22 protein-coding genes are annotated in these 25,436 nt (G+C 74.3%); 15 read left to right on the top strand and 7 right to left on the bottom strand.

Annotated elements, in window-relative coordinates; all coding sequences use genetic code 11:
• The first annotated feature begins 65 nt into the window (after window positions 1-65).
• From ACSURM_RS07210 to ACSURM_RS07180, 7 genes are all read left to right on the top strand, one after another.
• The gene (locus ACSURM_RS07210; protein ID WP_436954121.1) at window positions 66-662 is read left to right on the top strand and encodes a TetR/AcrR family transcriptional regulator; all 597 of its coding nucleotides are present in this window, start codon (window positions 66-68) and stop codon (window positions 660-662) included.
• 229 nt (window positions 663-891) lie between these two features.
• The gene (locus ACSURM_RS07205; RefSeq protein ID WP_436954120.1) at window positions 892-2,106 is read left to right on the top strand and encodes an MFS transporter; all 1,215 of its coding nucleotides are present in this window, start codon (window positions 892-894) and stop codon (window positions 2,104-2,106) included.
• Between the two features lie 193 nt (window positions 2,107-2,299).
• Window positions 2,300-3,616: an ABC transporter substrate-binding protein gene (locus ACSURM_RS07200; protein ID WP_436954119.1), complete on the top strand. Its 1,317-nt coding sequence runs from the start codon at window positions 2,300-2,302 to the stop codon at window positions 3,614-3,616.
• A gap of 8 nt (window positions 3,617-3,624) precedes the next feature.
• The gene (locus tag ACSURM_RS07195; RefSeq protein WP_436954118.1) at window positions 3,625-4,611 is read left to right on the top strand and encodes a carbohydrate ABC transporter permease; all 987 of its coding nucleotides are present in this window, start codon (window positions 3,625-3,627) and stop codon (window positions 4,609-4,611) included.
• Window positions 4,612-4,687: 76 nt separating this feature from the next.
• On the top strand, window positions 4,688-5,527 hold the full coding sequence (locus ACSURM_RS07190) for a carbohydrate ABC transporter permease (protein WP_436960972.1): 840 nt from the start codon (window positions 4,688-4,690) through the stop codon (window positions 5,525-5,527).
• A gap of 29 nt (window positions 5,528-5,556) precedes the next feature.
• Complete coding sequence (locus ACSURM_RS07185; protein WP_436954117.1) at window positions 5,557-6,921, top strand: GH1 family beta-glucosidase; 1,365 nt, start codon at window positions 5,557-5,559, stop codon at window positions 6,919-6,921.
• Window positions 6,922-7,059: 138 nt separating this feature from the next.
• Complete coding sequence (locus ACSURM_RS07180; RefSeq protein WP_436954116.1) at window positions 7,060-8,931, top strand: discoidin domain-containing protein; 1,872 nt, start codon at window positions 7,060-7,062, stop codon at window positions 8,929-8,931.
• A gap of 20 nt (window positions 8,932-8,951) precedes the next feature.
• Here ACSURM_RS07180 and ACSURM_RS07175 read toward each other — a convergent pair whose 3' ends face one another.
• Window positions 8,952-9,287 carry a nuclear transport factor 2 family protein gene (locus tag ACSURM_RS07175; RefSeq protein ID WP_436954115.1) on the bottom strand — a complete coding sequence of 112 codons (336 nt, stop codon included), beginning with the start codon at window positions 9,285-9,287 and terminating at the stop codon, window positions 8,952-8,954.
• 347 nt (window positions 9,288-9,634) lie between these two features.
• Here ACSURM_RS07175 and ACSURM_RS07170 point away from each other — a divergent pair, with 347 nt between their 5' ends.
• A complete protein-coding gene (locus tag ACSURM_RS07170) occupies window positions 9,635-10,327 on the top strand; it encodes an alpha/beta hydrolase (RefSeq protein ID WP_436954114.1) in 693 nt (230 codons plus the stop codon).
• A 168-nt stretch (window positions 10,328-10,495) separates the two neighbouring features.
• Here ACSURM_RS07170 and ACSURM_RS07165 read toward each other — a convergent pair whose 3' ends face one another.
• Window positions 10,496-11,932: a hypothetical protein gene (locus ACSURM_RS07165; RefSeq protein WP_436954113.1), complete on the bottom strand. Its 1,437-nt coding sequence runs from the start codon at window positions 11,930-11,932 to the stop codon at window positions 10,496-10,498.
• Window positions 11,933-12,063: 131 nt separating this feature from the next.
• On the opposite strand from ACSURM_RS07165, the gene ACSURM_RS07160 reads away from it, so the two are divergent.
• The 5 genes from ACSURM_RS07160 to ACSURM_RS07140 all read left to right on the top strand — a co-directional run bounded on the left by ACSURM_RS07160 (window position 12,064) and on the right by ACSURM_RS07140 (window position 18,550).
• Window positions 12,064-12,636, top strand: coding sequence for a GNAT family N-acetyltransferase (locus ACSURM_RS07160; RefSeq protein WP_436954112.1), 573 nt, complete (start codon window positions 12,064-12,066; stop codon window positions 12,634-12,636).
• A 78-nt stretch (window positions 12,637-12,714) separates the two neighbouring features.
• Window positions 12,715-14,208, top strand: a complete 1,494-nt coding sequence (locus ACSURM_RS07155) for an ABC transporter substrate-binding protein (RefSeq protein ID WP_436954111.1) — start codon at window positions 12,715-12,717, stop codon at window positions 14,206-14,208.
• A gap of 3 nt (window positions 14,209-14,211) precedes the next feature.
• Complete coding sequence (locus ACSURM_RS07150) at window positions 14,212-15,993, top strand: ABC transporter permease subunit (protein WP_436954110.1); 1,782 nt, start codon at window positions 14,212-14,214, stop codon at window positions 15,991-15,993.
• Window positions 15,990-17,228, top strand: coding sequence for an MDR family MFS transporter (locus tag ACSURM_RS07145; RefSeq protein WP_436954109.1), 1,239 nt, complete (start codon window positions 15,990-15,992; stop codon window positions 17,226-17,228). The genes ACSURM_RS07150 and ACSURM_RS07145 overlap by 4 nt, the downstream gene beginning before the upstream one ends.
• A 176-nt stretch (window positions 17,229-17,404) precedes the next feature.
• Window positions 17,405-18,550 (top strand): NAD(P)/FAD-dependent oxidoreductase, encoded by a 1,146-nt coding sequence (locus ACSURM_RS07140; RefSeq protein ID WP_436954108.1) that lies wholly within the window; start codon window positions 17,405-17,407, stop codon window positions 18,548-18,550.
• 34 nt (window positions 18,551-18,584) lie between these two features.
• On the opposite strand, the gene ACSURM_RS07135 is transcribed toward ACSURM_RS07140, so the two are convergent.
• Genes ACSURM_RS07135 through ACSURM_RS07125 form a run of 3 tightly spaced genes read right to left on the bottom strand, consistent with a single transcriptional unit; the run spans window position 18,585 to window position 21,785 of the window.
• Window positions 18,585-19,808, bottom strand: a complete 1,224-nt coding sequence (locus ACSURM_RS07135) for a serine hydrolase domain-containing protein (RefSeq protein WP_436954107.1) — start codon at window positions 19,806-19,808, stop codon at window positions 18,585-18,587.
• A gap of 49 nt (window positions 19,809-19,857) precedes the next feature.
• Window positions 19,858-21,207, bottom strand: coding sequence for an MFS transporter (locus ACSURM_RS07130; RefSeq protein ID WP_436954106.1), 1,350 nt, complete (start codon window positions 21,205-21,207; stop codon window positions 19,858-19,860).
• A complete protein-coding gene (locus ACSURM_RS07125) occupies window positions 21,204-21,785 on the bottom strand; it encodes a TetR/AcrR family transcriptional regulator (RefSeq protein ID WP_436954105.1) in 582 nt (193 codons plus the stop codon). The genes ACSURM_RS07130 and ACSURM_RS07125 overlap by 4 nt, the downstream gene beginning before the upstream one ends.
• An 89-nt stretch (window positions 21,786-21,874) precedes the next feature.
• Here ACSURM_RS07125 and ACSURM_RS07120 point away from each other — a divergent pair, with 89 nt between their 5' ends.
• Entirely contained in the window at window positions 21,875-22,315 is a 441-nt protein-coding gene (locus tag ACSURM_RS07120) for a PPOX class F420-dependent oxidoreductase (RefSeq protein WP_436954103.1), read from the top strand.
• Window positions 22,316-22,402: 87 nt separating this feature from the next.
• On the opposite strand, the gene ACSURM_RS07115 is transcribed toward ACSURM_RS07120, so the two are convergent.
• Window positions 22,403-23,281: an NAD(P)-dependent oxidoreductase gene (locus ACSURM_RS07115; RefSeq protein ID WP_436954101.1), complete on the bottom strand. Its 879-nt coding sequence runs from the start codon at window positions 23,279-23,281 to the stop codon at window positions 22,403-22,405.
• 115 nt (window positions 23,282-23,396) lie between these two features.
• Between ACSURM_RS07115 and ACSURM_RS07110 the strand changes: the two genes are divergently transcribed.
• Complete coding sequence (locus ACSURM_RS07110; protein ID WP_436954100.1) at window positions 23,397-24,023, top strand: TetR/AcrR family transcriptional regulator; 627 nt, start codon at window positions 23,397-23,399, stop codon at window positions 24,021-24,023.
• 283 nt (window positions 24,024-24,306) lie between these two features.
• Here ACSURM_RS07110 and ACSURM_RS07105 read toward each other — a convergent pair whose 3' ends face one another.
• On the bottom strand, window positions 24,307-25,434 hold the full coding sequence (locus ACSURM_RS07105) for a glycosyltransferase (protein WP_436954099.1): 1,128 nt from the start codon (window positions 25,432-25,434) through the stop codon (window positions 24,307-24,309).
• Window positions 25,435-25,436 lie beyond the last annotated feature (2 nt).

Below are 25,436 nucleotides of genomic sequence, written 5' to 3'. Positions count from 1 at the left end.
CCTTCGGCAGGTGGGTGCTGGAGTGCCGTATTGCAATGACCGGTCCAAAAACGTAGTCTCTGCGCATGGCCCGACCGAGGACGTTCGACGAAGACCAGGCTCTGGACGCGGCGATGCGGACCTTCTGGCGGAAGGGGTATGAGGCCACCTCCACCGAGGATCTGTGCGCCGCCACCGGACTGGGGCGCAGCAGCATCTACAACACCTTCAAGAGCAAGCACGCCCTGTTCCAGCGCGTCCTGGACCGCTACATGACCGCCATGAACGCGGGTCAGACGGCCGTGCTGGAGGATCCGGCGCTCAGTGGTGCCGACCGGATCCGCGCCCTGTTCGCCCGGGTGCTCGACGGTGACGCCGAGAACCGGCCCACCGGCCGCAGCCTGGGGTGTCTCGGTGTGAACACCACCATCGAACTCGCCGGGCGTGACGCCGTCGCGGCCAGGATGCTGGAGCGTGACACGGCCTATCGGCTGGACACCCTGCGCGCCGCCGTCGAGGCCGGCCGGCGTGACGGCAGCATCACCTCCTCCCGGGACGCGGGCGACCTGGCCCGGTTCCTCAACGCCACCATCGCGGGCCTGCGTGTCTCCGCCCAGGGCGGTGCCGACCGGGCCGCGCTGGACGCCATCGTCGCGATCGCCCTCGACGCGCTGACGGCCTGATCCCAGGCCGACCGTCGGCCCTGCCTGCCGGGTCGGCGGGGAGGGTCGAGGGCCGAGGGGTGAGTGCCGTGATGTGTGTCGTGGTCCTTGCTGCTGACCGATTTTTGAACTGATCTATCCAAAACCACCCATCCATGATGACCTCTCGCGGGCTTGTTTTGGATGGGTCGGTACATAACCAGCCCACCCGCCGACCCAGTGCGGGTTCCTGTCCGAAGGAGTGACCACCGTGCCCCGTGCCGTCTACGTCCTGGCGCTCGGCATCTTCGCCATGGTGACCAGTGAGTTCGCGGTCGCCGGCCTGATGCCGCAGATGGCCGCCGGCCTGCACGCCACCGTTCCGCAGATCGGCTATCTCATCACCGCGTTCGCCGCCGCCATGGCCCTCGGCGGCCCGGTGCTCACCGTGGCGGTGATGAAACTCCCGCCCCGCACCGCCCTGCTGGTGCTGTTCGCCGTCTTCCTGGCCGGCAACGTGCTCGCCGCCACCGCGACCGGCTACGGCACCATGCTCGTCGCCCGGATCGTGACCGGCGTCGCCTCCCAGGCCTTCTTCGGCGTCGCCATCTCGCTGTGCGCCCGGCTCACCCGGCCCGAGATACGGGGACGGGCCATCGCCGTGGCCATGAACGGGCTGATGCTCGGCACCCTGCTCGGGCTTCCGCTGTCCACCCTGATCGGCGAACGGCTCGGCTGGCGCGCCGCGTTCTGGGCCGTCTCGGTGCTCGCCCTGGCCGCCGCCGCGGCCACCGCGGCCGGTGTGCCGCGCCTCGACGCCACCCCGGGCGGGGGGCTGCGCGCCGAGGCCGGTGTCTTCGCCCGGCCCCGGCTGTGGCTGGCGCTGATCACCAGCACGCTGATCATCGGCGCCACCTTCTCCGCCTTCAGCTACCTCAACCCCATCCTCACCGGCCTCACCGGCTTCTCCGCGGGCACCGTTCCGCTGCTGCTCATCGCCTACGGCGCCGCCACCGTCGTCGGGAACACGGTCGTCGGGCGGTTCGCCGACCGGTACACCCTGCCGGTCCTCGCCATCGGCCTGGTGCTCAGCCTGCTCTTCCTCACCGGCTTCGCGGTCTTCGCCGGAGTGCCCGTCCCCGCCGTGGTCTGCATGCTGGGCGTCGGTCTGGTGGGCGTCACCATGAACCCGGCGATGGTCACCCGGGTGCAGCGCGCGGGCAACGCCGGGCCGCTGGTCAACACCGTGCACTCCTCCTTCATCACGCTCGGCGTCATCCTCGGCTCGTCCCTCGGCGCCGTCGCCATCGACCTGTGGAGCCTGCGCGCCCCGCTCTGGCTCGGCGCCGGCCTCGCCGCCGTAGGGCTGCTCACCGTCCTGCCCGAACTCGGCCGCGACGGCGGTACGTCGGCCGACATGGGGGCAGTGACTGAAGGGCTCGGGGGAGAGCCGACCGCCTTGCGGGAAGCGGTGCGCGAGAGCTGACCGGCCGGTGGCCGCCGGTGCGGGAGGGGCGCCGGCATCGTGCTGGGCTGGTGTGAGGATCGCGCCCGCCCCGCACCCACCCCCCACTCCCCGACGATCACCCGTCGAATCCCTTGACGATCGCCCTCCCGGCGGATTAACTCACGTCCTAAATTAAGTCATGAGTGCAATCCCCGAAGGGACACCGGGACGCATGCGCAGCATCCGAGCCGCGGCCGTAGGCGCCGTCACCCTGTCACTCGCCCTCGCGGTCACGGCCTGCGGAGGCGGATCGGCCACCGGCGGCGGGTCCAACGACTCGCCGAAGACGCTGACGTACTGGGCGTCCAACCAGGGGGCCAGCATCGAGGCGGACAAGAAGGTGCTCCGGCCCGAGCTGGACAAGTTCGAGCAACAGACCGGGATCAAGGTGGAGTTGGAGGTCGTGCCCTGGTCGGACCTGCTCAACCGGATCCTGACCGCCACCACCTCGGGCCAGGGCCCGGACGTGCTGAACATCGGCAACACCTGGAGCGCCTCCCTCCAGGCGACCGGCGCGCTGCTGCCCTGGGACGAGAAGAACTTCGCCGCGATCGGCGGCCGGGACCGGTTCGCCGAGACCGCGCTCGGCTCGACCGGCGCCCAGGGCAAGGACCCGGCCGCGGTCCCGCTGTACTCGATGGCGTACGCCCTCTACTACAACAAGAAGATCTTCGCCGAGGCCGGCGTCCCCAAGCCCCCGGCCACCTGGGCCGAACTGATCGAGGCCGGCAAGAAGATCAGGGCCAAGGGCAAGTCCCCGCTGGGCGCCGAGGGTTCGAACCTGTCGGAGAACATCCACCACGTCTTCGTCTTCGCCAAGCAGCACGGCGCCGACTTCTTCACCGCCGACGGCAAGCCCGACTTCACGGGCCCCAAGGTGGTCGACGCGGTCAAGAGCTACGTCGACCTGATGGCCAAGGACAAGGTCATCCCGGCCGGTGACGCCGAGTACGCGCAGAACCAGTCCGTCAGCGACTTCGCCAAGGGCAAGCAGGCCATGCTGCTGTGGCAGACCGCCTCCGCCAACCTCAAGTCCCAGGGGATGAGCGAGGACGCCTACGGCATCGCGCCCGTACCGGTGATCTCGGGTGCGCCCGGCGGCGGCACCCAGGTCAACTCGCCGGTCATGGGCATCAACATGGCCGTCTTCAAGAACACCGACAACCTCGACGGCGCCAAGCGGTTCGTGAAGTTCATGACGTCCGACGAGGAGCAGAAGATCCTCAACAAGGCCTACAGCGCCATCCCGCCGGTCAAGTCCGCGCAGGCGGACCCCGCGTTCGCCGCCCCGGACACCGCGGTACTGAAGGACACCCTGGCCACCAGCGCCGCCGCGCTGCCGCAGGTCCCCTCCGAGTCGCAGTTCGAGACGACGGTCGGCACGGCCGTCAAGGAACTGTTCGCCGACGCCGCCGCCGGGCGGCCGGTGACCACCGGCTCGGTGCAGGCCAAGCTGCGCAAGGCCCAGCAGCAGATGCCGGCGGCGTGAGCCCGACGATGACCACCACCGCCTTCAAGGAGCCGGTGCGCCAGGCCCCGTCCGGGGTGGCGGCGCGCGCGTCCCGCCGCCCCGGACGGCTGCGCCGCCTCTCGCTGCCGTATCTGCTGCTCCTGCCCGCCCTGCTGCTCGAACTCCTCGTCCACCTGGTGCCGATGGTCATCGGCGTCGTGATGAGCTTCAAGGAGCTCACCCAGTTCTACATCCGCGACTGGGGCACCGCCCCCTGGTCCGGCCTCGGCAACTACCAGGTGTCGGTGGACTTCGACGCCCCCGTGGGCGAGGCCCTGCTGCACTCCTTCCTCGTCACCGTCGGCTTCACCCTGCTGTCGGTCGGCCTGTGCTGGCTGATCGGCACCGCCGCCGCGGTCTTCATGCAGGACACCTTCCGCGGACGCGGACTGCTGCGCGCCCTGTTCCTCGTGCCGTACGCGCTGCCCGTCTACACCGCCGTGATCACCTGGGTGTTCATGTTCCAGCACGACAACGGCCTGGTGAACCACGTGCTGCACGACCAGCTGCACCTCACCGACAAGCCCTCCTTCTGGCTCATCGGCGACAACAGCTTCTACGCCCTGCTGACCGTCTCGGTGTGGAAGGGCTGGCCGTTCGCCTTCCTCATCGTGACCGCCGGGCTGCAGAACATCCCCCGGGAGCTGTACGAGGCCGCCGCGCTGGACGGCGCCGGGACCTGGCAGCGGATCCGCCGCATCACCCTGCCCTCGCTGCGCCCCGTCAACCAGGTGCTCGTCCTGGCGCTGTTCCTGTGGACGTTCAACGACTTCAACACGCCGTACGTGCTGTTCGGCAAGTCCGCGCCCGAGGCCGCCGACCTCGTCTCCGTCCACATCTACCAATCCTCCTTCGTCACCTGGAACTTCGGCACCGGCTCGGCCATGTCCGTCCTGCTGCTGCTCTTCCTGCTCGCCGTCACGGGCGGCTACCTGCTGCTCACCTCGCGCGGACGGAGGGCCGCCGATGTCTAGCACCCGCACGCCGGAGGCGCCCGCCCGCACGCCCGCGACACCCGCCCGCACGCGGCTGACCGCCCCCCGCTCGCCCATGGCGCCCGCGCGCTCGTTCCTGTGGCTCCGGCGGGTCTTCCTCACCCTGCTCGCCGGGTTCGTGCTGGTCCCGGTGTACGTGATGGTCTCCAGCTCGCTGAAGCCGCTCGCGGACGTCACCGGCGAGTTCCACTGGCTGCCCAGCGGGCTGACCGTCCGCCCGTACATCGACATCTGGTCGACGGTGCCGCTCGCGCGGTACTTCGTGAACTCGCTGATCGTGGCGGGCGCGGCGACCGTCTGCTCGGTCGTCATCGCCGTGTTCGCGGCCTACGCCGTCAGCCGTCACGACTTCCGCGGCAAACGCGTCTTCACGGTGACCGTGCTGTCGACGCAGATGTTCCCCGGCATCCTCTTCCTGCTCCCGCTGTTCCTGCTCTACGTCAACATCGGCAACGCCACCGGCATCGCCCTGTTCGGCTCGCGCGGCGGGCTGATCCTGACCTACCTCACCTTCTCGCTGCCGTTCTCCATCTGGATGCTGATCGGGTACTTCGACTCGGTGCCGCGCGACCTGGACGAGGCGGCCCTGGTGGACGGCTGCGGCCCGCTGCGGGCGCTGCTGCGGATCGTCGTGCCGGCCGCGAGCCCCGGCATCGTCGCGGTCGCCGTCTACTCCTTCATGACCGCCTGGGGCGAGGTGCTCTTCGCGTCGGTCATGACCAACGACACCACCCGCACCCTCGCCGTCGGCCTCCAGGCCTACTCCACCCTGAACGACGTCTACTGGAACCAGATCATGGCCGCCTCGCTGGTCGTCAGCGTGCCCGTGGTGGCCGGGTTCCTGCTGCTCCAGCGCTATCTCGTCGCGGGCCTGACGGCGGGCGCCGTCAAGTGACCCCCACCCCTGATCCCGAAGGGACTCCCGTGTCCGAACCCATCGACCTCGCCGCCTTCCCGCCCGACTTCCTGTGGGGCACGGCCACCGCGGCGTACCAGATCGAGGGAGCGGTGGCCGAGGACGGCCGTTCGCCCTCGATCTGGGACACCTTCTCGCACACCCCTGGGAAGATCGCCAACGGTGACAACGGCGATGTCGCCTGCGACCACTACCACCGCCGGCGCGAGGACATCGGCCTGATGCGCGAACTCGGCGTCAACGCCTACCGGTTCTCCGTGGCCTGGCCCCGGGTGGTCCCCGGCGGCACCGGCCCGGTCAACGCCAAGGGCCTCGCGTTCTACGACGAGTTGGTGGACGATCTGCTCCAGGCGGGCATCACCCCGTCCGTCACCCTCTACCACTGGGACCTGCCCCAGGTGCTCCAGGACCGCGGCGGCTGGCCGGAGCGCGACACCGCGCGGGCGTTCGCCGAGTACGCCTCCGTCGTCGCCGGGCGCCTCGGTGACCGCGTGACCCTGTGGACCACCCTCAACGAGCCCTCGTGCTCGGCCTGGATCGGCCACCTGGAAGGCACGATGGCGCCCGGCTGGACGGACCTGACCGCCGCCGTCCGCGCCTCCTGCCATCTGCTCCTCGGCCACGGCCTGGCCACCCAGGCGATCCGCGCCGCCGCCCCCGGTGCCCGGGTCGGGATTGTCAACAACCTCTCCACCGTGCACCCGGCCACCGACCGCCCCGAGGACCTGGCGGCGGCCCGCCGGCTCGACGGCCACGTCAACCGCTGGTGGCTCGACCCCGTGCACGGCCGCGGCTTCCCCGCCGACATGGTGGACACCTACGGAGTCGAACTACCCCTGAAAGACGCCGACTTGGCGGCCATCGCGACCCCGCTCGACTGGCTCGGCCTGAACTACTACTTCCCGCAGTACGTGGCCGACGACCCCGAGGGGCCGGCGCCGTACGCCCGTTCCGTCCGGCGCGAGGGCGTCCCGCGCACCGGCATGGACTGGGAGATCGACGCCTCCGGCATCGAGACGCTGCTGCTCCGGCTCACCGAGGAGTACGGCGCCCGCACCCTGTACGTCACCGAGAACGGCTCCGCCTTCCCGGACCTCGTACGCCCCGACGGCAGCGTGGCGGACCCCGAACGCCAGGACTACCTGGAGCGCCACCTCGCGGCCTGCGCCGCCGCCGTCCGCAAGGGCGCCCCGCTGGCCGGCTACTTCGCCTGGTCCCTGCTGGACAACTTCGAGTGGGCGTACGGCTACGACAAGCGGTTCGGGCTGGTCCACGTCGACTACCGCACCCAGGTCCGCACGATCAAGGGCAGCGGCCGGCGGTACGCGGACCTGGTCCGCGCCCACCGCGGCCTGACCCGCCGGGCGGCCTGACACGCCGGGCCGACTGAGCCCGGCCCGGACGGCCGGTGGACACGGCAGGGGAGTCCGTGTCCACCGGCGCGCCCGCCCCTTGAATGTCATGAGCACGACAACCGTCGGAGTGCACCTCAACCCCACAAGGAGAGCCGCATGCGATCCCGCACCCTGCTCGCCACCCTCGCCGCCACCGCCCTGCTGTCCTCGGGGCCGCTGCTGGCCGCCCCCGTCCCAGCCGTCGCCGCCCCGGCCGCCGCCGGCTGGGACACCGACCGGGGGGCCGCCGCCTACGCGCTGAACCCGGCCGCCGTCACCGCCTCCGGCAGCGAGCACGCCGGCACCGGCCCAGGCCTGGCCTTCGACGGCGACGCGGCCACCCGCTGGTCCAGCAATTTCGCCGACGACGCCTGGATCCGTATCGACCTCGGCGCCGTGCTCCGGGTCGACCGCGTCACCCTCGACTGGGAGGCCGCCTACGGCAAGCGCTACGTCCTGGAGAGCTCGAAGAACGGCACCGACTGGACGCCGTTCTACACCGAGACCGCCGGCACCGGCGGCTCGGTCACCGCGTACACCCACCCCCAGGAGGTCACCGGCCGCTACCTCCGGCTGCGCGGCCTGGAACGCGCCACGCCCTACGGCTACTCGCTGTGGAGCTTCAAGGTCTACGGCGGCGAGCCCGCCCCGGCCTCCACCACCCGCACCAACCTCGCCCTCAACCACCCGGCGTACGCGAACTACTACCAGGACGCGGCCCATTCACCGGCGTTCCTCACCGACGGCGGCTGGCCCGCGAGCCTCAAGGGCGATGCCAGCCGCTGGTCCAGCGACTGGAACGCGGACCGCTGGGTGTCGGTGGACCTCGGCGCGCCGTCCACCATCGACACGGTGGACCTCTACTGGGAGTCGGCCTACGCCGTCGACTACCTCCTCCAGGTGTCCGACGACAACCGCACCTGGCGCACGGTCCACGAACCCTCGCCCGCCGAGATCGCCGCCCGTCGCGCCGACGTCAAGTCGCCGTCCGACGCGGCCGGCCTGCACGACTCGGTCCGGCTGCCCACGCCCGTGACGGGCCGCTACGTCCGCATGCTCGGCAAGGAGCGCCGCTCCTTCCACAACCCGGCCCCCGCCACCGCCCAGTTCGGCTACTCGCTCTACGAGTTCCAGGTCTGGGGCACGGGCGGCAGCGCCTCGGCCGCGTACCCGGCCCTCCCGGCCGACCCGCCGGGCGACTACCGCACCACCTTCTTCGACGACTTCACCGGCGCCGCCCTGGACCGCTCCAAGTGGCGGGTGGTGCGCACCGGCACCGAGATGGGCCCGGTCAACGGCGAGTCCCAGGCGTACGTCGACTCGTCCGACAACATCGCCACCCGCGACGGCAGCCTGGTGCTGAAGGCCAAGTACTGCAAGGGCTGCACCCGGGCGGGCGGCGGGACCTACGACTTCACCTCCGGCCGCGTCGACACCCACACCCGTCTCGACTTCACCTACGGCAAGGTCGGCGCCCGGATGAGGCTGCCGGTCGGCGACGGGTTCTGGCCGGCGTTCTGGCTGCTCGGCAGCGACGTCGACGACCCCTCCGTGTCCTGGCCGGCCTCCGGCGAGACCGACATCATGGAGAACATCGGCTACCCGGACTGGACCAGCTCCGCCCTGCACGGCCCCGGCTACTCGGCGGACGGCAACATCGGCGCCCGCCAGACCTACCCCGGCGGCGGCACCGCGGACCAGTGGCACACCTACGCGGTCGAATGGACCCCGACGGCGCTGCGCTTCTTCGTGGACGACCGCCTGGTCCAGGAGACGACCCGGAACAAGCTGGAGTCCACCCGGGGCCAGTGGGTCTTCGGCCACCAGCAGTACCTCATCCTGAATCTCGCCCTCGGCGGCGCCTATCCGGCCGGCTGGAACAAGGTCACCGCGCCCTACTGGGGGCTGCCCCAGTCCAGTGTCGACAAGATCGCGGCCGGGGGAGTGCAGGCCGAGATCGACTGGGTGCGGGTCGAGCAGAAGGGCTGACCCGGCGGCCCGCCGCGGCATCACGACGGCCGGCCCCTGACCACCGAACTCTCCCGCGGGGCGACGTCGCGCGCTGTTCCGGCTGCTTCGGCCGTACGCCCTGACGCCGGTCGGCGCTCTCGTCCACGGCCGGACGTGCCCGGGCCGGTGGTCATGTGCCGGTGCACGGCCACCAGGTCGTCCTCGGCGATGGCGCGCCGCAGGTTCCACTCGAGGCCGGGCACGGAAGCGACCATCCCGGCGGCGCACCGGGCCAGGGGCTCCCGTCCGTCGGCCACACCCGGGTTGTGCTGCATGTAGTCGGGGCTGAGGCAGGTGTCGACGGCTTCCTCCGCCCTGCCTGGCTGGAAGAGCATGTCGCAGAACTCCAGGAACCCTGCGGTGCTTGTGCTCGGCCGGTCTGCTCATGAGATCCGATCACCCCTTCCGGTGTGAGGTTCGGCTCGGCTTCCACGAGCGACTTCCCCCGCGGTGCGGCTGATCCGCCACATCGGCCTGGGCAGGGGCACGCAGCTGTGCCGGGGATGGACGGGCCCCCCTGCGCAGGGACGGACCCCGGTCCCAGGGGTGCGGTCGACCAGGACAAGCGCTCGGGCGGCGGCCCCGGCAGGGGGTCACCCGATCGGTCGGCTCTGTGTGCGCCGGCCGGTGAACCGCGGTGTGCTCGGGGAGACACGTCCTCGTCCCGCGGAAGGCGGACCTCATGGCCGACAAGCCCGCGATCGTCCTGGTCCACGGGTTCTGGGGCGGTGCCGCCCATTGGGCCAAAGTCATCACCGAGCTGCATCGGCGCGGGTTCACCTCACTGCACGCGGTGGAGAACCCGTTGACCTCGCTGGCCGACGACGCCGAGCGCACCCGCAAGATGGTGCGGCAGATCGATGGGCCCGTGGTGCTGGTCGGCCACTCGTATGGAGGTGCTGTCATCACCGAGGCCGGGGACCTGCCCCATGTCACCGGGCTGGTCTATGTGGCCGCGTTCGCCCCGGACGCCGGTGAAAGCCCCGGGCAGATCAGCCAGGAGAAGCCCCCTGCGGCCTTCGAGAACATCGCTCCCGACTCCGACGGCTTCCTGTGGATCAAGCAGGACAAGTTCCACGAGAGCTTCGCCCAGGACCTGCCGGAGGAGGAGGCCCTGGTCATGGCGGTGACGCAGAAGGCGCCGCTGGGAGCGACGTTCGGCGACACCATCACCGCGCCCGCCTGGCGCGTGAAGCCGGCCTGGTACCAGGTCTCCACCGACGACCGCATGATCCACCCGGACAACGAACGCCGTATGGCCCAGCGGATGAACCCGCGCAAGACGATCGAGCTGGATGCCGGCCACGCGTCCCTCGCCTCCCAGCCCGGCCCGGTCACCGACCTCATCGAGGAAGCCGCGGGGGCCGGCGCCTGACCGCCGGCTCACCGCACATGACCCACCCTCGCGCAGCGGCACGACCCGGCCGGCCCGGACCTGTCGCGACTCCGCGACCACTCCCGAACCACCGTGGCCCGTCACACCGCCCACGGGCCTCGGTCTCCCGGGCGGCCGCATCGCTTCCCGGCGCCGGTCCTTCGGGGCTCAGCCCTTCCTCCGACGCCCCGTCCCCGTAGCCAGCAGCAGGGCCGCCAGGCCGCCGGTCGCCCAGGCGGGGCCGAGGACATCCGCGTCCCCGGACCCGAACATGCCCGCCGCGGCCAGTGCGAGGAACACACCGGCGGACTGCGCGCCGGTGCCGGGCGGCATCGGCGCCGCCGTCCACGGGCGCCTGCGCGGGACCCACAGGCGCAGCAGCTCCGTGGTGGCCGCGAGCGCGGCGAGCCGGGAGCCCGCCCGCAGCCACAGCGGGGGCGTGGTGTCGCCCAGTTCACCGACGCCGGCCACGGTGAACAGGGCGAACAGGGCGACCGGCAGCAGCCAGCCGAGGCTCGGGCGCACGTGAGTGCCGGGTGCTGGCTCGGTCCAGGGGCCGTCCGCCGGCGCGCCCGCTCCGGCACGGGCGCCGTCCGCGATGCCCGGCTCGCCGGGGGTTCCGGGGGAGCCGGTAGCGCGGGGAACGTACGGAGCCGGGGCCGCCGGGAGCGGGCGCAGGGCGCGGGCCTGGGCGTGCCGGAGGCGGCGGCCCGCGTCGCCGTACCGGTCCCGGTGGGCGGCGAGTTCCGCCTGGAGGGCGAGCAGCCGCTCGGCCATCGCGTCGAACTCCGCCCGGCGCTCGGCGGCCTGCCGGCCGGCCTCGCGCGCCGCCCCGGTGAGCCGGGACAGCGCCTCGGTGCGCAGCCGTACGGCCTCCTCGCGGGCCGCCTCCGCCTCCCGGGGCAGCTCGGCCGCCTCCGCCCGGAGCCGGGCCCGTTCGGCCTCGATGATCTCGGCGATGCGGTGCCGCTGGTCCGGCGGCAGTTCCTGCGGCGCCCGGGCCTTGGCGCGGGCCACGGCGGCCCGGCGCCACTCCATCAGCGGCCGCCCCCGGTGCTCCCCGATCCCGTTGACGTGCACCTTGCGGCCGTGCGGGCGGTGGATGTACAGCACCTCGCCGCCCTTGCCGCCCGGGGCCTTGCCCCAGCTGACCCGGGTGAAGTCGGCGGCCGTGCGGATCCCGGCGGCGGCGAGGTCCCGGATCAGGCCCGCGCCGATGCCGTTGACGTCGCCCGTGGTGAGCCGGGTGGCGCGCAGCGAGCTCTCGACCGACTCCCGGCGCAGCACCAGCAGGGCGCGCCGCTCCTGGTGCTCGCGCTTGCCGTCGAGGCCGTCGATGCGGCGGGCCAGGGACCGTTCCCGGCGCAGCCTTCGCTCGTGGACGCGTCGCAGCGTCTTCGCACAGGCCGCCTCGGCGCGCGCGTGGTCCCGGGCCTCGCGGTTCAGCCGCCGCCGGTCGGCGAGTTCGAAGGCGCGGCGCCCGTCCAGCAGCCGGCGCAGGGCGCGGATCGACTCGATCAGCCGGCGGCGCTCGGCGCGTATCTCCGCGGGGGAGGGCGAGACGGGGGTGTGCCCGTCCCGGAGGGTGGTGGTGCTCTCGGTCAAGGTGTCTCGCTCAGGGGGCTGGAGGCCGCGGGGCGCGACCCGGAGGCGTCGCCTCCGCAGAGGCGACGGCCGAGCGGGCGGGAAGGTTGCCCCACGATCATGACCTCGCACTTAATGCATATGATGTGCAAGTGCGTACATATAGCGTGAGGCCCGCGACCGCCGACGACCTCGACAGTGCGAGGTCCGTCATGCTCGACACCGTCTACCGCGACTTCGGCACCGGATACGTACCCCGGTGGCACGCCGACATCGTGGACCCGGCCGCCTACTACCTCGCGCCCGCCCGGCACACCCTGCTCGTCGCCGTGGACGGGGACGGGCTGGTCGTCGGCACCGGCGCCCTCGACTCGCGCGGCCCGCAGTCGCCGCCGAACCCGCCCCGGCTGGCCGAACGGTACCCCTCCGGCGCGACCGCGCAACTGCGCCGCGTGTACGTGCGCCCCGGCCACCGGCGCCAGGGTATCGCGCGCGAACTGGTGGCCCGGCTGCTGGACTTCGCCGCGGCGGACGGCGGCTACCGGTCCGTGTACCTGCACACCGACCCCGCCGTGCCCGGCGCCGAACCCTTCTGGCGCTCGCTCGGCACGGTCGTGCACGACGAGCGCGAGGACGCCGGGGGCGGACAGAGCGTCGTGCACTTCGAGATCCCGTTGAAGCGGACCGGAGGCGCGGTGGGCGACCCCGAGCACGCGATGGCTTAGTGGAAATGATTTCCATGTAATCTGTCGTCGTCCGGAGCCAGCCGCACGCCACCCCCACCCAGCACGAACCTGAGGACCATGCCTGCCCCGCGCCCTTCCCGCCTGCTCGCCACCCTGCTCGCCACGCCCCTCCTCGCCGGCTGCTTCGCCTCCTCCGGCGAGGCGGACGACAAGCCCGCCGACGGCTCCCGGCTCCGTGTCGCGCTCGCCTTCCCGCCCGCCGAACGGCTCTCCCCGTACGGCGCCGACGCCACCATCCTGAGCCGGCTCGGCATCACCGAGAGCCTCACCGCGCTCGACGGCAACGGCACCGCCGCGCCCGCCCTCGCCTCCTCCTGGCGCCGGCAGGACGCCCGCACCTGGCAGTTCACCCTGCGCGAGGCCACCTTCCACGACGGCTCCGAGGTCACCGCCGACGCCGTGGCCGCCTCCCTCGACCGGGCCGCCCACGCCCGGCCCGCCCCGGCCGCCCTGTCCGGAGTGACCCTCACCGCCAAGGCCCTGGACCGGCACCGGATACGCGTCAGCACCGGCCGGCCCGACCCCATCCTGCCGCTCAGACTGTCCAGCCCCGGCCTCGCCGTGCTCTCCGCCAAGGCCTACCGGGACAAGGACCGCGTCGACCCGGCCGGCGCCGGCACCGGCCCCTACGTCCTGAAGAAGGTCAACGGCGCCACCTCCGCGACCCTCGACCGCTACGACGGCTACTGGGGCGGCCGCGCCCAGAGCGCCGGCATCGACGTCCGCTTCGTCCCCGACGGCACCGCCCGCACCAACGCCCTGCGCAGCGGCGACACGGACATCGCCGAAGCAGTCCCCGTCGCCCAGGCCGCCACCCTCGAGCCGGACACCCGCCGGGAGACCGCCACCACCCGCACCACCAGCCTGCTGCTCAACCACCGCTCGGGCCCGTTCGAGGACGCGGGGCTGCGCGCCGCCGCCCGCGCCGCCGTGGACACCTCCGCCCTCGCCAAGGACGTCTACGAGGGCCACGCCGACCGCGGCACCGGCATCTACGGCCCCGCCGTCGGCTGGGCCGAGGGACGGCACCCCGCACCGGTCGGCAGGGCCGCGCCGAAGCGGCCCGACGGCACCCGGATCACCCTGGCCACCTACGACAACCGGCCCGAACTCCCCGAGGTCGCCCAGGTGCTGAAGCAGCAGCTGGAGAAGGCCGGCTTCCGCGTCGAACTCGTCGTCCGCGAGTACGCGCGGCTGGAGAGCGACGCCCTCGCCGGGAAGTTCGACGCCTTCGTGCTCGCCCGCAACAGCCTCGTCGACACCGGCGACCCGGTCGCCATCCTGGCCGGCGACTACACCTGCGCCGGCAACTACAACCTGGCCCTGCTGTGCGACAAGGACGTCGACCGGGCCGTCGCCGAGGCCGAACGCACCGCCGACACCGTCAAGCGGCAGGACGCGGCACTGCGCGCCGAGGCCCGCGTCCTCGGCACCGACTCCGTCGTACCGCTGGTCCACCAGCGCGTCATCACCGGCGTCGGCCGCTCCGTCAAGGGCGTGCTGCTCGACCCCTACGAGCGCACCCTCATCGGCACCGGCACCCGGCGCTGACCCGTGCGGACCGTGCTGTGGCGGGCCTCGCTCGCCTCCGCCCTGGTGTGCGGGATCGGCCTGCTGCCCTGGCTCAGCCGCACCGACCCCGCGCTCACCGTCCTCAAGGCCCGCGCCCAGGACCGCGACCCGGACCCCGCCGTCCTCGCCGCCATCCGCGACCAACTCGGACTGGACGCCGGGCCGCTGACCCTGCTCGGGCGCTGGCTCGGCGGGCTGCCGCGCGGCGACGCGGGCCGGTCCTGGATCTCCGGGGCCGAGGCCGGACCCGTCGTCGTACAGGCGCTCGGCGCCTCCCTGCTGCTCATGGCGGTCGCCCTCCTGGTGGCCGCCTGCACCGCCGCCGCGGTCTGCGCCCGCACCCTGTACCGGGGCGGCCGGACCCGGCCCGGCGGCACCGGCTCCGCGATGCTCGCCACCCTGCCGGAGTTCCTCACCGCCTCCGTCCTCGCCACCGTCGTCGGCGTCCAGCTCGGCTGGCTGCCCGCCCTCGGCTGGTACGGGCCCCAGTACACCGTGCTGCCCGCGCTCGCCCTCGGCCTGCCCGCCGGAGCCGTCCTCGGCCGGCTCCTCGACGACCAGCTGCCCGGCGCCTTCGCCGAACCCTGGGCGCGCGCCGCCGCCGCGCGCGGACTGCCCCGGGCGCGCGTCGCCCGCCAGGCGGTACGCCGCTGCCTGCCCGGACTGCTGCCCAACACCGCCCTGTTCGTCGTCGGCATGACCGGCGGCGCCGTGGCCGTCGAACAGCTCTACGACATCCCCGGCCTCGGCCGCACCACCCTCCAGGCCGCCCTCGCCCAGGACCTGCCCGTCCTCCAGGCCGGCACCCTCGCCCTGCTGCTGCTCGCCGCGCTCGCCACCGGCGCGGCCCGGCTCGCCGTCCGGCTGCTCACCGGCCCCGCCCTGCGCGACGGCGCCCTGCCCGCCCCGCCCCGGCTCACCCCGGCCGTCCGCCGCACCCCGCCGCTGCTGCTCGGCGGGGCGCTGCTCGCGGTCCTCGCGGCCGGCCTGCCCCGCGACCCGCTCGCCCTGAACACCACCGCCCGCCTGCGGCCCCCCTCCTGGGCCCACCCGTTCGGCACCGACGCGCTCGGCCGCGACCTGCTCGCCCGGGTCGCCCACGGCGCCCTGGACACCCTGCTGCTCGCGCTCGTGATCAGCGCCGGCACCCTGCTCGCCGGGCTGCTGCTCGGCCTGGTGCCCCGGCTGTCCGGGCCGCTCGCCGACACCGTCAACGCCGTACCGCCCGTGCTCGCCGCGCTGCTGGTCACCGCCGTCACCGGGGGCGGCCCGGCCACCCCCGCGCTCGCCGTCGCCGCCGTCGCCTGGGCGCCGCTCGCCACCCACACCTCCGCCCTGCTCCGCCAAGAGCGCGCCGCCCTCCACCTCACCGCCACCCGGGCCCTCGGCGCCGGCCGCTGGTACCTGCTGCGCCACGAACTGCTGCCCGCCGTCGTCCCGTCCGTCACCCGGCACGCCCTGCTGCGGCTGCCCGGCACCGCGCTCGCCCTCGCCGCGCTCGGCTTCCTCGGCCTCGGCGCCCAGCCGCCGTCCCCCGAGTGGGGCCGGCTGCTCGCCGAGAACCAGCCCTACGCCGAACGTGCCCCCTGGGCCGTCCTCGCCCCCGCCGCCGTCCTCGCCGTCCTCGGCGCGCTGGCGGTGACCTCCGCGGGCGCCCTGCGCCGCCGCCCGGCCCGGCTCACCGGCGCTCCGGGGACGGGGGCAGCGGCGGAGGCGAGGCCCGCCCGACCCGTCGGCGCCGTAAGGGAGAAGGCCGTCCGATGACCGCCCCGCGTACCGACCGGGCCCCGCTCACCCCGCTGCTCCGGCTGCTGATCCTCACCCAACTCGCCTTCAACATCGGTTTCTTCGCCGTACTGCCGTTCCTCGCCGAACACCTCGGCACGGCGATCGGCATGGCCGGCTGGCTGGTCGGGGTCGTCCTCGGACTGCGCACCTTCAGCCAGCAGGGGCTGTTCGTGGTGGGCGGCGCCCTCGCCGACCGGTACGGCGTCCGGCCCGTCGTCCTCACCGGCTGCGCGCTGCGCATCGCCGGGTTCGCCTGGCTCGGCTACGCCGAACGGACCTGGTCGGTGATCGGCTCCGTGCTGCTGATCGGCTGCGCCGCCGCGCTGTTCTCCCCGGCGGTGGAGTCGGAGGTCGCCCGGCAGGCCGTCCTGCGGGAGGAGGCCGGCGACGGGCCGCGCGCCCGGGTGCTGGCCCTGTTCACCGTCGCCGGGCAGGCGGGCGCCTTCACCGGCCCGCTGCTGGGCGCCCTGCTGCTGACGGCCGACTTCCGCACGGTCTGCCTGGCCGGCGCGGCCGTGTTCACGGCCGTACTCGCCGGGCACGCCGTCCTGCTGCCCCGGCACATCCCCGGCCGCGAACCCGTCGCCGTGCGCGGCGGACTCGGGCCGCTGCTGCGCAACCGCCGCTTCCTCGCCCTGTGTTGCGGCTACGGCGCCCAACTGCTCGCCTACAACCAGCTCTACCTCGCCCTGCCCGCCGAAGTACGGCGCGTCTCCGGCTCCCAGGCGCCGGTCGCCTGGCTGTTCGCGCTGTCCTCCCTGCTGGTGGTGGGCGTCCAACTGCCCGTGACCCGCTGGGCGGGCCGCCGGCTCACCCCGCGCCGCTCGCTGGCCGCCGGGCTGCTGCTGACGGGCGCCGGATTCGCCGCCGTCGCCGCGGCCCGCCCGGCCGGCCTCACCGGCCCGGCCGGACTCGCCCCGCTCGCCGTCCTCGTCGTCCTGCTCACCGCGGGCCAGATGCTGGTCGCGCCGGTCGCCCGCGCCTGGCTGCCCGACCTCGCCGAACCCGGCCGCATCGGCCTCTACACCGGTGCCCTGTCCTCCGTCTCCGGCCTGCTGGTCCTGCTCGGCAGCACGGCCTCCGGCGCGCTCCTCGACCTCGGGCTGCCCCCGGCACTGCCCTGGGCGGCCCTGGCGGCGGTACCCCTGGCGGCGATCCTGGTCCTGCCCGGACCCGGTACGGCCGCTGTCCGGCAAGCCGCGCGAGCGTGAGGCGCCGGCGCGGCACGGCGTCCAGGTGGCCGAGCAGGTGCCGTTGCCGATCGAGCCGTGCGAGCGCACCATCGCGTAGCACGGACCGGACGGGAGCGGATGGACCACCACCTGCCCCGGCCGGCCGCCGTCGGCCACGGCTCCTGACGAGGCGACGGCGAGGAGGAGGGAGCGCGATGAGTCTCCGGGCCCGGGTGGTCATCGTCGGCGGCGGGGTGATCGGCACGAGCGTCGCCTGGCACCTCGCCCGCGCCGGAGTGCGGGACGTCGTCCTCGTGGAACGGGACGAACTCGCCTCCGGCTCCACCTCCAAGGCCGCCGGCGGGGTGCGCGCCCAGTTCTCCGACGAGCTGAACATCCGGCTCGGCGCGCGCGGCCTGGAGGCGTTCGGCAGCTTCGAGCGGGAGGTCGGACAGGACATCGGGCTGCACCGGGTCGGCTATCTGTTCCTGCTCTCCACCCCGGAACAGGTGGCCTCCTTCGAGGCGGGCGTCCGGCTGCAGAACTCCCTCGGGGTGCCCAGCCGCCTGATCACCCCGGGGGAGGCCCGCCGCCTCTCCCCGCTGATCACCACCGACGGCCTGCTGGCCGCCGCGTACTCCCCGGACGACGGCCACTGCACCCCCGAGGCCGTCGTCCACGGCTACGCGCGCGCCGCCCGCGCCCTCGGCGTGCGCGTCCTGCGCCACACCGAGGTCACCGGCATCGACCTGCGCGGCGACACCGTCACCGGGGTCCGCACCACCCTCGGCCCGATCGCCACGGACACCGTGGTCTGCGCGGCCGGCGCCTGGTCGCGGGCGGTCGGCGCGATGGCGGGCGTGGACCTCCCGGTACGGCCGCTGCGCCGGCAGATCGCCGTGACCGGGCCGGTGCCGGAGCCACCGGCCACGCTGCCCATGACCATCGACTTCACCACCAGCCTCTACTTCCACCGCGAGGGCCCCGGCCTGCTGCTCGGCATGTCCGACCCGGACGAGCGGCCCGGGTTCGCCACCGGCACCCACGACCGCTGGCTGCCCCGGCTCACCGAGGCGATGGCCCGGCGCGCGCCCGCCCTGCTGGACCTGCCCCACACCGGCGGCTGGGCGGGCCTGTACGAGAACACCCCCGACCACAACGCCCTGATCGGCGAGGCCCCGACGGTGTCCAGGTTCCTGTACGCCACCGGCTTCTCCGGACACGGCTTCCTCCAGGGACCCGCCGTCGGCGAGGTGATCCGCGACCTCTGCCTGGGGCGCGCGCCCTTCCTGGACGTCGGCCCCCTGAGCGCCGAGCGGTTCGCGGCCGACGCCCCGCGCCCGGAGGCCAACCTGGTGTGACCGCGCCGCGCCTACGCGGCGTGGGCCGGTGCGTTCAGCCGGTCACCGCCTCGTGCACCAGCCGGCGCAGCTCGGGGAACAGCTTCAGGTTCTTCGGGCGCACCTGGGTCAGGAACTGCACGGTCAGGTCGCGGTCCGGGTCGACCCAGAACGCGGTGCCGGCCACGCCGGTCCAGCCGTAGGTGCCGAGGTGGGACGGGGCCAGGGTGCGGGACGGGTCGATGACGACGGAGACGTTGAAGCCGAAGCCGAGCCCGTCCATGCCCGGCTCCCGGTGGACCGGGGCGCCGAAGGAGCGGAGGGTGGCCCCGCCGGGCAACTGGTTGCGGGTCATCAGGGCGAGCGTGTCCGGGTGCAGCAGCCGTACGCCGTCCAGCTCGCCGCCCCGGCGCAGCATCTCCATGAACCGGTGGTAGTCGTGGGCGGAGGAGACCAGGCCGCCGCTGCCGGACAGGAAGAGCGGCCGGCCGCGCACCGGCAGCCCCGGCACCGGCTCGATCCCGCCCTCGTCCGTCTCGCCGTACAACTCGGCCAGCCGGCCGGCCTGTTCGGCGCTGACGTGGAAGCCGGTGTCGGTCATGCCGAGCGGGCCCAGGATCCGTTCGGCGAAGAACGCGTCCAGCGGCTGCCCGGAGACGACCTCGATCACCCGGCCCAGCACATTGGAGGCGACCGAGTAGTTCCACTGCGTGCCAGGATCGGACTGCAACGGCAGCCGGGCGTACAGCGCGACGGTCTCCGCGAGGTCCTTGCCCGGCGGCACCGAGTACTCCAGGCCCGCCGCGCGGTAGAGCGCGTCCACGGGGTGGCGGTGGTAGAAGCCGAAGGTCAGGCCGGCGGTGTGGGTGAGCAGATGCCGGATCAGGACGGGGCCGGCGGCCGGGCGGGTGCGCACGTCGTCGCCCGAGCCGCCCGTGTACACCCGGGGCCCGGCGAATTCGGGCAGACGGCGCTCCAGCGGCTCGTCCAGGGACAGCAGGCCGTCCTGGACGAGCAGCAGCACCGCCACGGCGGTGACCGGTTTGGTCATCGAGTAGATCCGCCACAGCGTGTCCGGCTCCACCGGCCGCCCGGCCGCCACGTCCCGCAGCCCGTACGTGGTCAGGTGGGCGACCCGGCCGCCCCGGGCCACCGCCACCAGGAAGCCGGGCAGCCGCCCCTCGTCGACGTACCGGGCGAAGTGCCCGTCCAGCCGGCCGAGGGCCCCGGGGTCCAGTCCCGCCTCCACGGGGTCGACGTCCTGTCGCAGCCGTCCCATCGCTCTCCTCCGGTCGCGTCCGCCCGTCCCGACTCGTCCGTTCCGCCTCTCATCGTCGCTCAGGAGCGGCGGCCGGGACAGGGGCGTGCGGGGCGGGGGCGCGCGACGCGGCACCGGCCGGTCCCGGCAGCAGGCGGGCCACCGGCACGGCGAGCGCGGCCACCGCCGCCAGGGCGAGCAGCGCGCCCTGGGTGCCCGTGCCGAGCAGCGCGCTCGCCGCCGCCACGCCCACGGCGGGGCCGACGTTCAGCGCGGTCTGCTGTACTCCGCCCGCCACCCCGGCCGTCCGCACCTGGGCCCCGCGCACGATCACCTGCGTGGCCGCCACCATCACCGTGCCGAAGCCGGCGCCGAGCAGCGCGAAGGCGAGGCCGATCCCGGCCGGGGCGGTGGTCCGGGACAGCAGCAGCACCCCCAGCGCGAGGGCCGCCGCGGCCGTCGCCGTCATCCGGCGCGCTCCCCAGCGGCGCAGCGACGCGGGGCACAGCACCGCCGACAGCACCATCAGCACCGCCAGCGGCAGGCCGCTCAGCGCGCTGTGGAAGGCGTCCAGACCGAGCCGGCGCTGGAGCACGTACGTGGCGACGAACAGCGTGCCGGACATCGACGCGGAGACGGCCACCAGGATGCCGAGCGCCGCCCCGGCCGTCCGCGCGCCGATCAGCTCCGGCGGCAGCAGCGGGCTCGCCGCGCGCCGCTCGTGCCGGACCAGGACGACGGCTGTCAGCGCGGCCGCGGCGAGCCCCGCGCCGGAGACCGGCCGGGCCGTGACCGCGTACACCAGGCAGGCCAGCGACACCGCGAGCAGCGCGGCCCCGGGCAGGTCCAGCGGGGTCCGCGCGGGCGCCGCCCGCCGGTCCCGGCGGGCCAGGGCGGGCAGGCCGAAGACGAGCGCGGGCACCACGTTGACCAGGAACACCGCCCGCCAGCCCGGTCCGGTCACCAGCGCCCCGCCCACCAGGGGCCCCGCGGCCGCCGCCAGCCCGATCGCCCCCGTCCGCACCGCCAGCGGCGACGCCAGCCGGTCCGGCGGATACGCGGCCCGCAGCATGCCCAGCGTGGCCGGCTGCGCCAGCGCCCCGAACACCCCCTGCGCCGCCCGCAGTGCGATCACCCAGCCGACGCCGGGGGCCACGGCGATGCCCGCCGAGGCGGCCCCGAAGCCGAGCATCCCCAGTCCGAAGACGCGCCACTGCCCGTACCGGTCGGCGAGCCGCCCCGCGAACACCAGCAGGCTCGCCACCGCGACGAGATAGGCGGTGCTGGTCCACTGCACCTCGGTGAAGGAGGTGCTCAAGTCCCGTTGCAGGCTGGGCTGGGCGACCGTGAGGGCCGTACCGTCCAGCGCGACGACCACCGCGCCCGCGACACTGCTCGCCAGCGTCCAGGGCCGGTTCACCGGCTCTCACCGGGACCCAGGTGCGCGGCCAGCACCGTCTCCAGCAGGGCGGCCAAGTCCTCCTCGCCGGTCGCGAGTTGCAGACTCCGCCAGCGCCACAGTTGGGCCAGCCCGTGCAGGTTGGCCCACAGGGCGCCCGCGACGCGCGGGGCGTCGGCGCCCGGGGCGGCAGCGGCGATCAGGCCGGCGAACAGCGAGGACAGCGGCAGGCTCGTCTCCCGCAGCCCCAGCCGGCCGCTCTCCAGCAGATCGTGACGGAACATCAGCTCGTACATGCCGGGCTGCTCCAGCGCGAACTCCAGGTACGTCCCGGCCAGCACGGCCACCCGGGCGCGGGGCCCGCCGGTCTCCCGGTCCAGCGCCCGTCGGGTCCGCTCGGCCAGGTCGGCGAAGCCCCGCCGGGCGATGGCGGACAGCAGCTCCAGGTGGGTGGGGAAGTAGCGGCGCGGCGCGCCGTGCGAGACGCCGGTGCGCCGGGCGATCTCCCGCAGGGTCAGCGCCTGGAGGCCCTCGGCGGCCAGCAGTTCCACGCCGGCGTCCACGAGACGGTCGCGCAGGCTGGTGTCGGAGTCGGTCATAGACACTGTCTACCAGTCGGCAGTAGACAGTGTCTACTCACGGTGGGTGACCGGGAATGCGCGGGGCGCCCGGCCCGGTTGACCGGGGTATGACTCAAGCCCCCACGCAAGAGGCGCTGCTCGGCCTGCTCTCCGAAGGTCACGGCGGCGTACTGGTCACCCTCCGGCGCGACGGCCGCCCGCAGCTGTCCAACGTCAGCCACGCCTACTACCCGGACGAGCGGATCATCCGGATCTCGGTCACCGACGACCGCGCCAAGACCCGCAACCTGCGCCGCGACCCGCGTGCCTCGTACCACGTCACCAGCGCCGACCGCTGGGCGTACACCGTCGCCGAGGGCACCGCCGAGCTGACCCCGGTCGCCGCCGACCCGGGCGACGACACCGTGGCGGAACTGGAACGGCTCTACCGCGACGTCCTCGGCGACCACCCGGACTGGGACGACTTCCGGGCCGCCATGGTCCGCGACCGCCGCCTGGTGCTGCGGCTGCACGTCGAGCGCGCGTACGGCATCCCGCGCGAGGGCTGACCCGGGCGCGCGCGGTGGGGAGGCCGGGCGCGCGGTGGGGTGCGCGAGGTGGTACGGCCGCCCGGCCGGTGCGTTCGGGCGGTCCGGCTAAGGCGCTTCGGCCGTCCGTGCCTCGATCGCGCGCAGCACGGCCACCATGTCCTCCCCGCCGTGGCCCCCGGCCACCGTCTCCCGGAACAGGGCGTGACACACGTCCAGGAGCGGCGAGGCGAGGCGGGCGGCACGGGCCGCGTCGGCGATCAGCCGGTTGTTCTTCAGCACGTCCAGGGCCGCCGCCTGCACCGAGAAGTCGCGCTCGCGCAGCTTCGGCGCCTTCATCCGGGACACCGCGCTGGCCATCGGGCCCGCGTCCAGGACCTCCAGGAACAGCCGGCGGTCCAGCCCCTGCCGCTCGGCGAAGTGGAACGCCTCGGCCAGCCCGGTCACCTGGGTGATCAGGAAGAGGTTCACCGACAGCTTCATCAGCAGCGCGCCCGGCACCGCGCCGCACCCGAACGTCTCCCGGCACATCGGCGCGAGCAGCGGCCGTACGGCGGCCACGGCGTCCTCCTCGCCGGCGAGCATCGCGACCAGCCGCCCCTGTTCCGCCGGCACCCGGGACCCGGAGACCGGCGCCTCGGCGTACCGGCCGCCCGCGGCGCGGATGTCCGCCTCCAGCGCGCGGGAGTACTCGGGGGCGGTCGTGCCCATGTGCACCACGGTGCGGCCCGCCACACGCGCGGCCAGTTCCGGTGTACCCCGGCCGAGGACCGCGTCCACCGCGGCCTCGTCGGCGAGCATCAGCAGCACCACCCCGGCCCGCGCGAACACCTCGGCGGCGTCCGCCGCGACCTCGGCGCCGGCCGCGCGCAGCGGCTCCGCCCGGTGCGGGGTCCGGTTCCAGACCACCAACGGGGTGCCGGCCCGCGCCAGGCGCAGGGCCATGGGCCCGCCCATCACTCCGAGGCCGATGAATCCGACGTCCATGACCGGCCGCCCTTCGCGCCGCGCGCCGCTTATGACACTGGTCATAGTAGCGCCGGTTATGACGGCGGTCATAGGCTGAGGGCGGAGGAAGCCGGGGGAGGAACGGAGGCGACGCATGACCGAGGCGCGGCCCGGACCGCGGGAGCGGATGGTCTTCAGCGCGGCCCAGCTCATCCGGCGGCACGGGGTCGCCGCGACCGGGATGCGCGAGGTCGCCGCGCACGCCGGCGCCCCGCGCGGCTCCCTCCAGCACTACTTCCCGGGCGGCAAGGAACAGCTGGTCAACGAGGCGGTCCAGTGGGCCGGGAGGTACGCGGGCCGGCGGATCGCCCGCTTCCTCGCGGGGCTGGACGAGCCGACGCCGAGCGGGCTGTTCGCGGCGATGGCCGCGCAGTGGACCGACGAGTACGCGGCGGACGGCTTCGCGGCGGGCTGCCCGGTCGCCGCCGCCACGGTCGACTGCGCCACCTCGGCCGACGCGACTCGCCAAGCGGCCGCGGCCGCTTTCACGGCCTGGCGCGCGCCGCTCGCCGCGGCCCTGACCGACCTGGGCGTGCCCGCGGGCCGCGCCGAGCCGCTGGCCACGCTCATGATCAGCACCCTGGAGGGCGCGATCCTGCTGGCCCGCGCCGAACACGACACCGCCCCCCTCACCACCGCCGTACGAGAACTCGGCCCCCTGCTGGACGCCGCCGCCCACCCCCGCCCGGCCCGGCCCACCGAGCAGGCCCGCACCCCTTGAGCGGGCCCGTCGCGCGGCCGCACGCCCTCGGCCGGGCCCGCTTCCGGTATGCCGCCGTGCGTACCCGGCCGGGCCTGTCGCACAGCACGCCGCTGCACCCCTGACCGAGTTCTCTGTTCGGCGCGCGGCTGTACGGCCTTGGACACGCCCGTTGTTCGGCGTGCCGCCGCACACCGTGGCCGTGGCCGCTGTGCGGGGCGCCTCCCGCGCGGTCCGCTGTTCGACGCGCGGCCGTACGCCCCCGGTCCGGCCCCCTGTCGGGCGCCGCCGCACGTTCTCGCGCTCAGGTCGTGCCCGCGCCGGATGTCTCCTCCTTGACCCACAGTTCCAGCAGGTCCACGAAGTCGGCCGCGTGGGGGCGCCAGTTCAGTTCGGAGACGGCGGCCTGCCGGCCCTGGCGGGCGGCGTGGAGCCGTAGGCCGGTGTCGTCGGCCAGCCGTCGTATCGCGGTCGCCGCCGCCGACGGGTCCCGGTAGGGCACCACCAGCCCGCAGCCGTGCCGTTCGACCAGCTCCGCGGCGAGCGGGGTGGGCGTGGTGACGACGGGCACGCCGTGGGCCATGTACTCCACGACCTTGGTGGGCCGGGAGTGCCGGTAGTTGGGCTGGTCGTGCAGCAGGGACAGGCCGGCCAGGGCGCCGGACAGCCGGGCCAGCGCACGGTCGTTGGGCAGGAAGCCGTACCAGCGCAAGACCCCCTCCCGGTCGGCCGTCGCGAGCGCGTCCCGCACGTCGGGATCGGCCGTGCCGATCGCCTCGACCCGCACGGCCGGGGCCAGCAGCCGCGCCAGGGCGATCAGTTCGAGCGCGCCCCGCGCCCGGGACAGCTGGCCCAGGTAGACCACCCGGTCGTCACCCGGCGGCGGGGGCGGGCCGGGCGGCGGGGTGGCGAGGTTGGGGACGACGGGATGGTGGCGCCGGAACCGGCGCTGGTAGGCGTCCTCCGCGAGCAGCAGCCGCACCCGGCGTTCGGCCAGCCGCTCGGCCGCCCGTACCGCCGCGCGCAGCGGGGGACGCAGCGGCCGGGGCACCCAGCCCTTCATCGCCACGGCCGCCGCCGTGTCCTCGTGCACGTCCCACACGGTGACCGGCACCGCCCCGGCCCGGCGCAGCCGGCGCAGGGTGCCGGGCAGGGTGAGCAGCAGCTCCGGGTCGTGCAGCAGTATCACGTCCGCCGCCGGGCCGCGTTCGGCCAGCAGCGCCCGGGCCGCGCGCAGCGCCGCGCGCCGGTCCCGTCCGGCCGCCCGGGGCAGGTCCACGCCCTCGACGTACGGCCGGGGCAGGGCGCCGCGGGCCGCGTACGGCGCCGCGTACACCACCTCGTGGCCGCGTTCGCGCAGCGCGGCGATCTGCCGGTGCAGTATGCGCGCGTCCTCGGGGTGGTGGACGACGGTGACGACGAGTATCCGCATGG

It is taken from the genome of Streptomyces sp. SudanB182_2057 (genome assembly GCF_964272715.1).
Taxonomy (GTDB): domain Bacteria; phylum Actinomycetota; class Actinomycetes; order Streptomycetales; family Streptomycetaceae; genus Streptomyces; species Streptomyces rubradiris.
The sequence above is the reverse complement of the archived record's forward strand: the minus strand, read 5'-3'. Positions and strand labels throughout refer to the sequence as shown.

Excerpts from the sequence above, each read along its gene's own strand:
- ACSURM_RS07210 (WP_436954121.1), top strand. The coding sequence starts at position 66 with ATGGCCCGACCGAGGACGTTCGACGAAGACCAGGCTCTGGACGCGGCG.
- ACSURM_RS07200 (WP_436954119.1), top strand. The coding sequence starts at position 2,300 with ATGCGCAGCATCCGAGCCGCGGCCGTAGGCGCCGTCACCCTGTCACTC.
- ACSURM_RS07195 (WP_436954118.1), top strand. The coding sequence starts at position 3,625 with ATGACCACCACCGCCTTCAAGGAGCCGGTGCGCCAGGCCCCGTCCGGG.
- ACSURM_RS07190 (WP_436960972.1), top strand. The coding sequence starts at position 4,688 with ATGGCGCCCGCGCGCTCGTTCCTGTGGCTCCGGCGGGTCTTCCTCACC.
- ACSURM_RS07180 (WP_436954116.1), top strand. The coding sequence starts at position 7,060 with ATGCGATCCCGCACCCTGCTCGCCACCCTCGCCGCCACCGCCCTGCTG.
- ACSURM_RS07175 (WP_436954115.1), bottom strand. The coding sequence starts at position 9,287 with ATGCTCTTCCAGCCAGGCAGGGCGGAGGAAGCCGTCGACACCTGCCTC.
- ACSURM_RS07170 (WP_436954114.1), top strand. The coding sequence starts at position 9,635 with ATGGCCGACAAGCCCGCGATCGTCCTGGTCCACGGGTTCTGGGGCGGT.
- ACSURM_RS07155 (WP_436954111.1), top strand. The coding sequence starts at position 12,715 with ATGCCTGCCCCGCGCCCTTCCCGCCTGCTCGCCACCCTGCTCGCCACG.
- ACSURM_RS07145 (WP_436954109.1), top strand. The coding sequence starts at position 15,990 with ATGACCGCCCCGCGTACCGACCGGGCCCCGCTCACCCCGCTGCTCCGG.
- ACSURM_RS07140 (WP_436954108.1), top strand. The coding sequence starts at position 17,405 with ATGAGTCTCCGGGCCCGGGTGGTCATCGTCGGCGGCGGGGTGATCGGC.
- ACSURM_RS07135 (WP_436954107.1), bottom strand. The coding sequence starts at position 19,808 with ATGGGACGGCTGCGACAGGACGTCGACCCCGTGGAGGCGGGACTGGAC.
- ACSURM_RS07125 (WP_436954105.1), bottom strand. The coding sequence starts at position 21,785 with ATGACCGACTCCGACACCAGCCTGCGCGACCGTCTCGTGGACGCCGGC.
- ACSURM_RS07120 (WP_436954103.1), top strand. The coding sequence starts at position 21,875 with ATGACTCAAGCCCCCACGCAAGAGGCGCTGCTCGGCCTGCTCTCCGAA.
- ACSURM_RS07115 (WP_436954101.1), bottom strand. The coding sequence starts at position 23,281 with ATGGACGTCGGATTCATCGGCCTCGGAGTGATGGGCGGGCCCATGGCC.
- ACSURM_RS07110 (WP_436954100.1), top strand. The coding sequence starts at position 23,397 with ATGACCGAGGCGCGGCCCGGACCGCGGGAGCGGATGGTCTTCAGCGCG.
- ACSURM_RS07105 (WP_436954099.1), bottom strand. The coding sequence starts at position 25,434 with ATGCGGATACTCGTCGTCACCGTCGTCCACCACCCCGAGGACGCGCGC.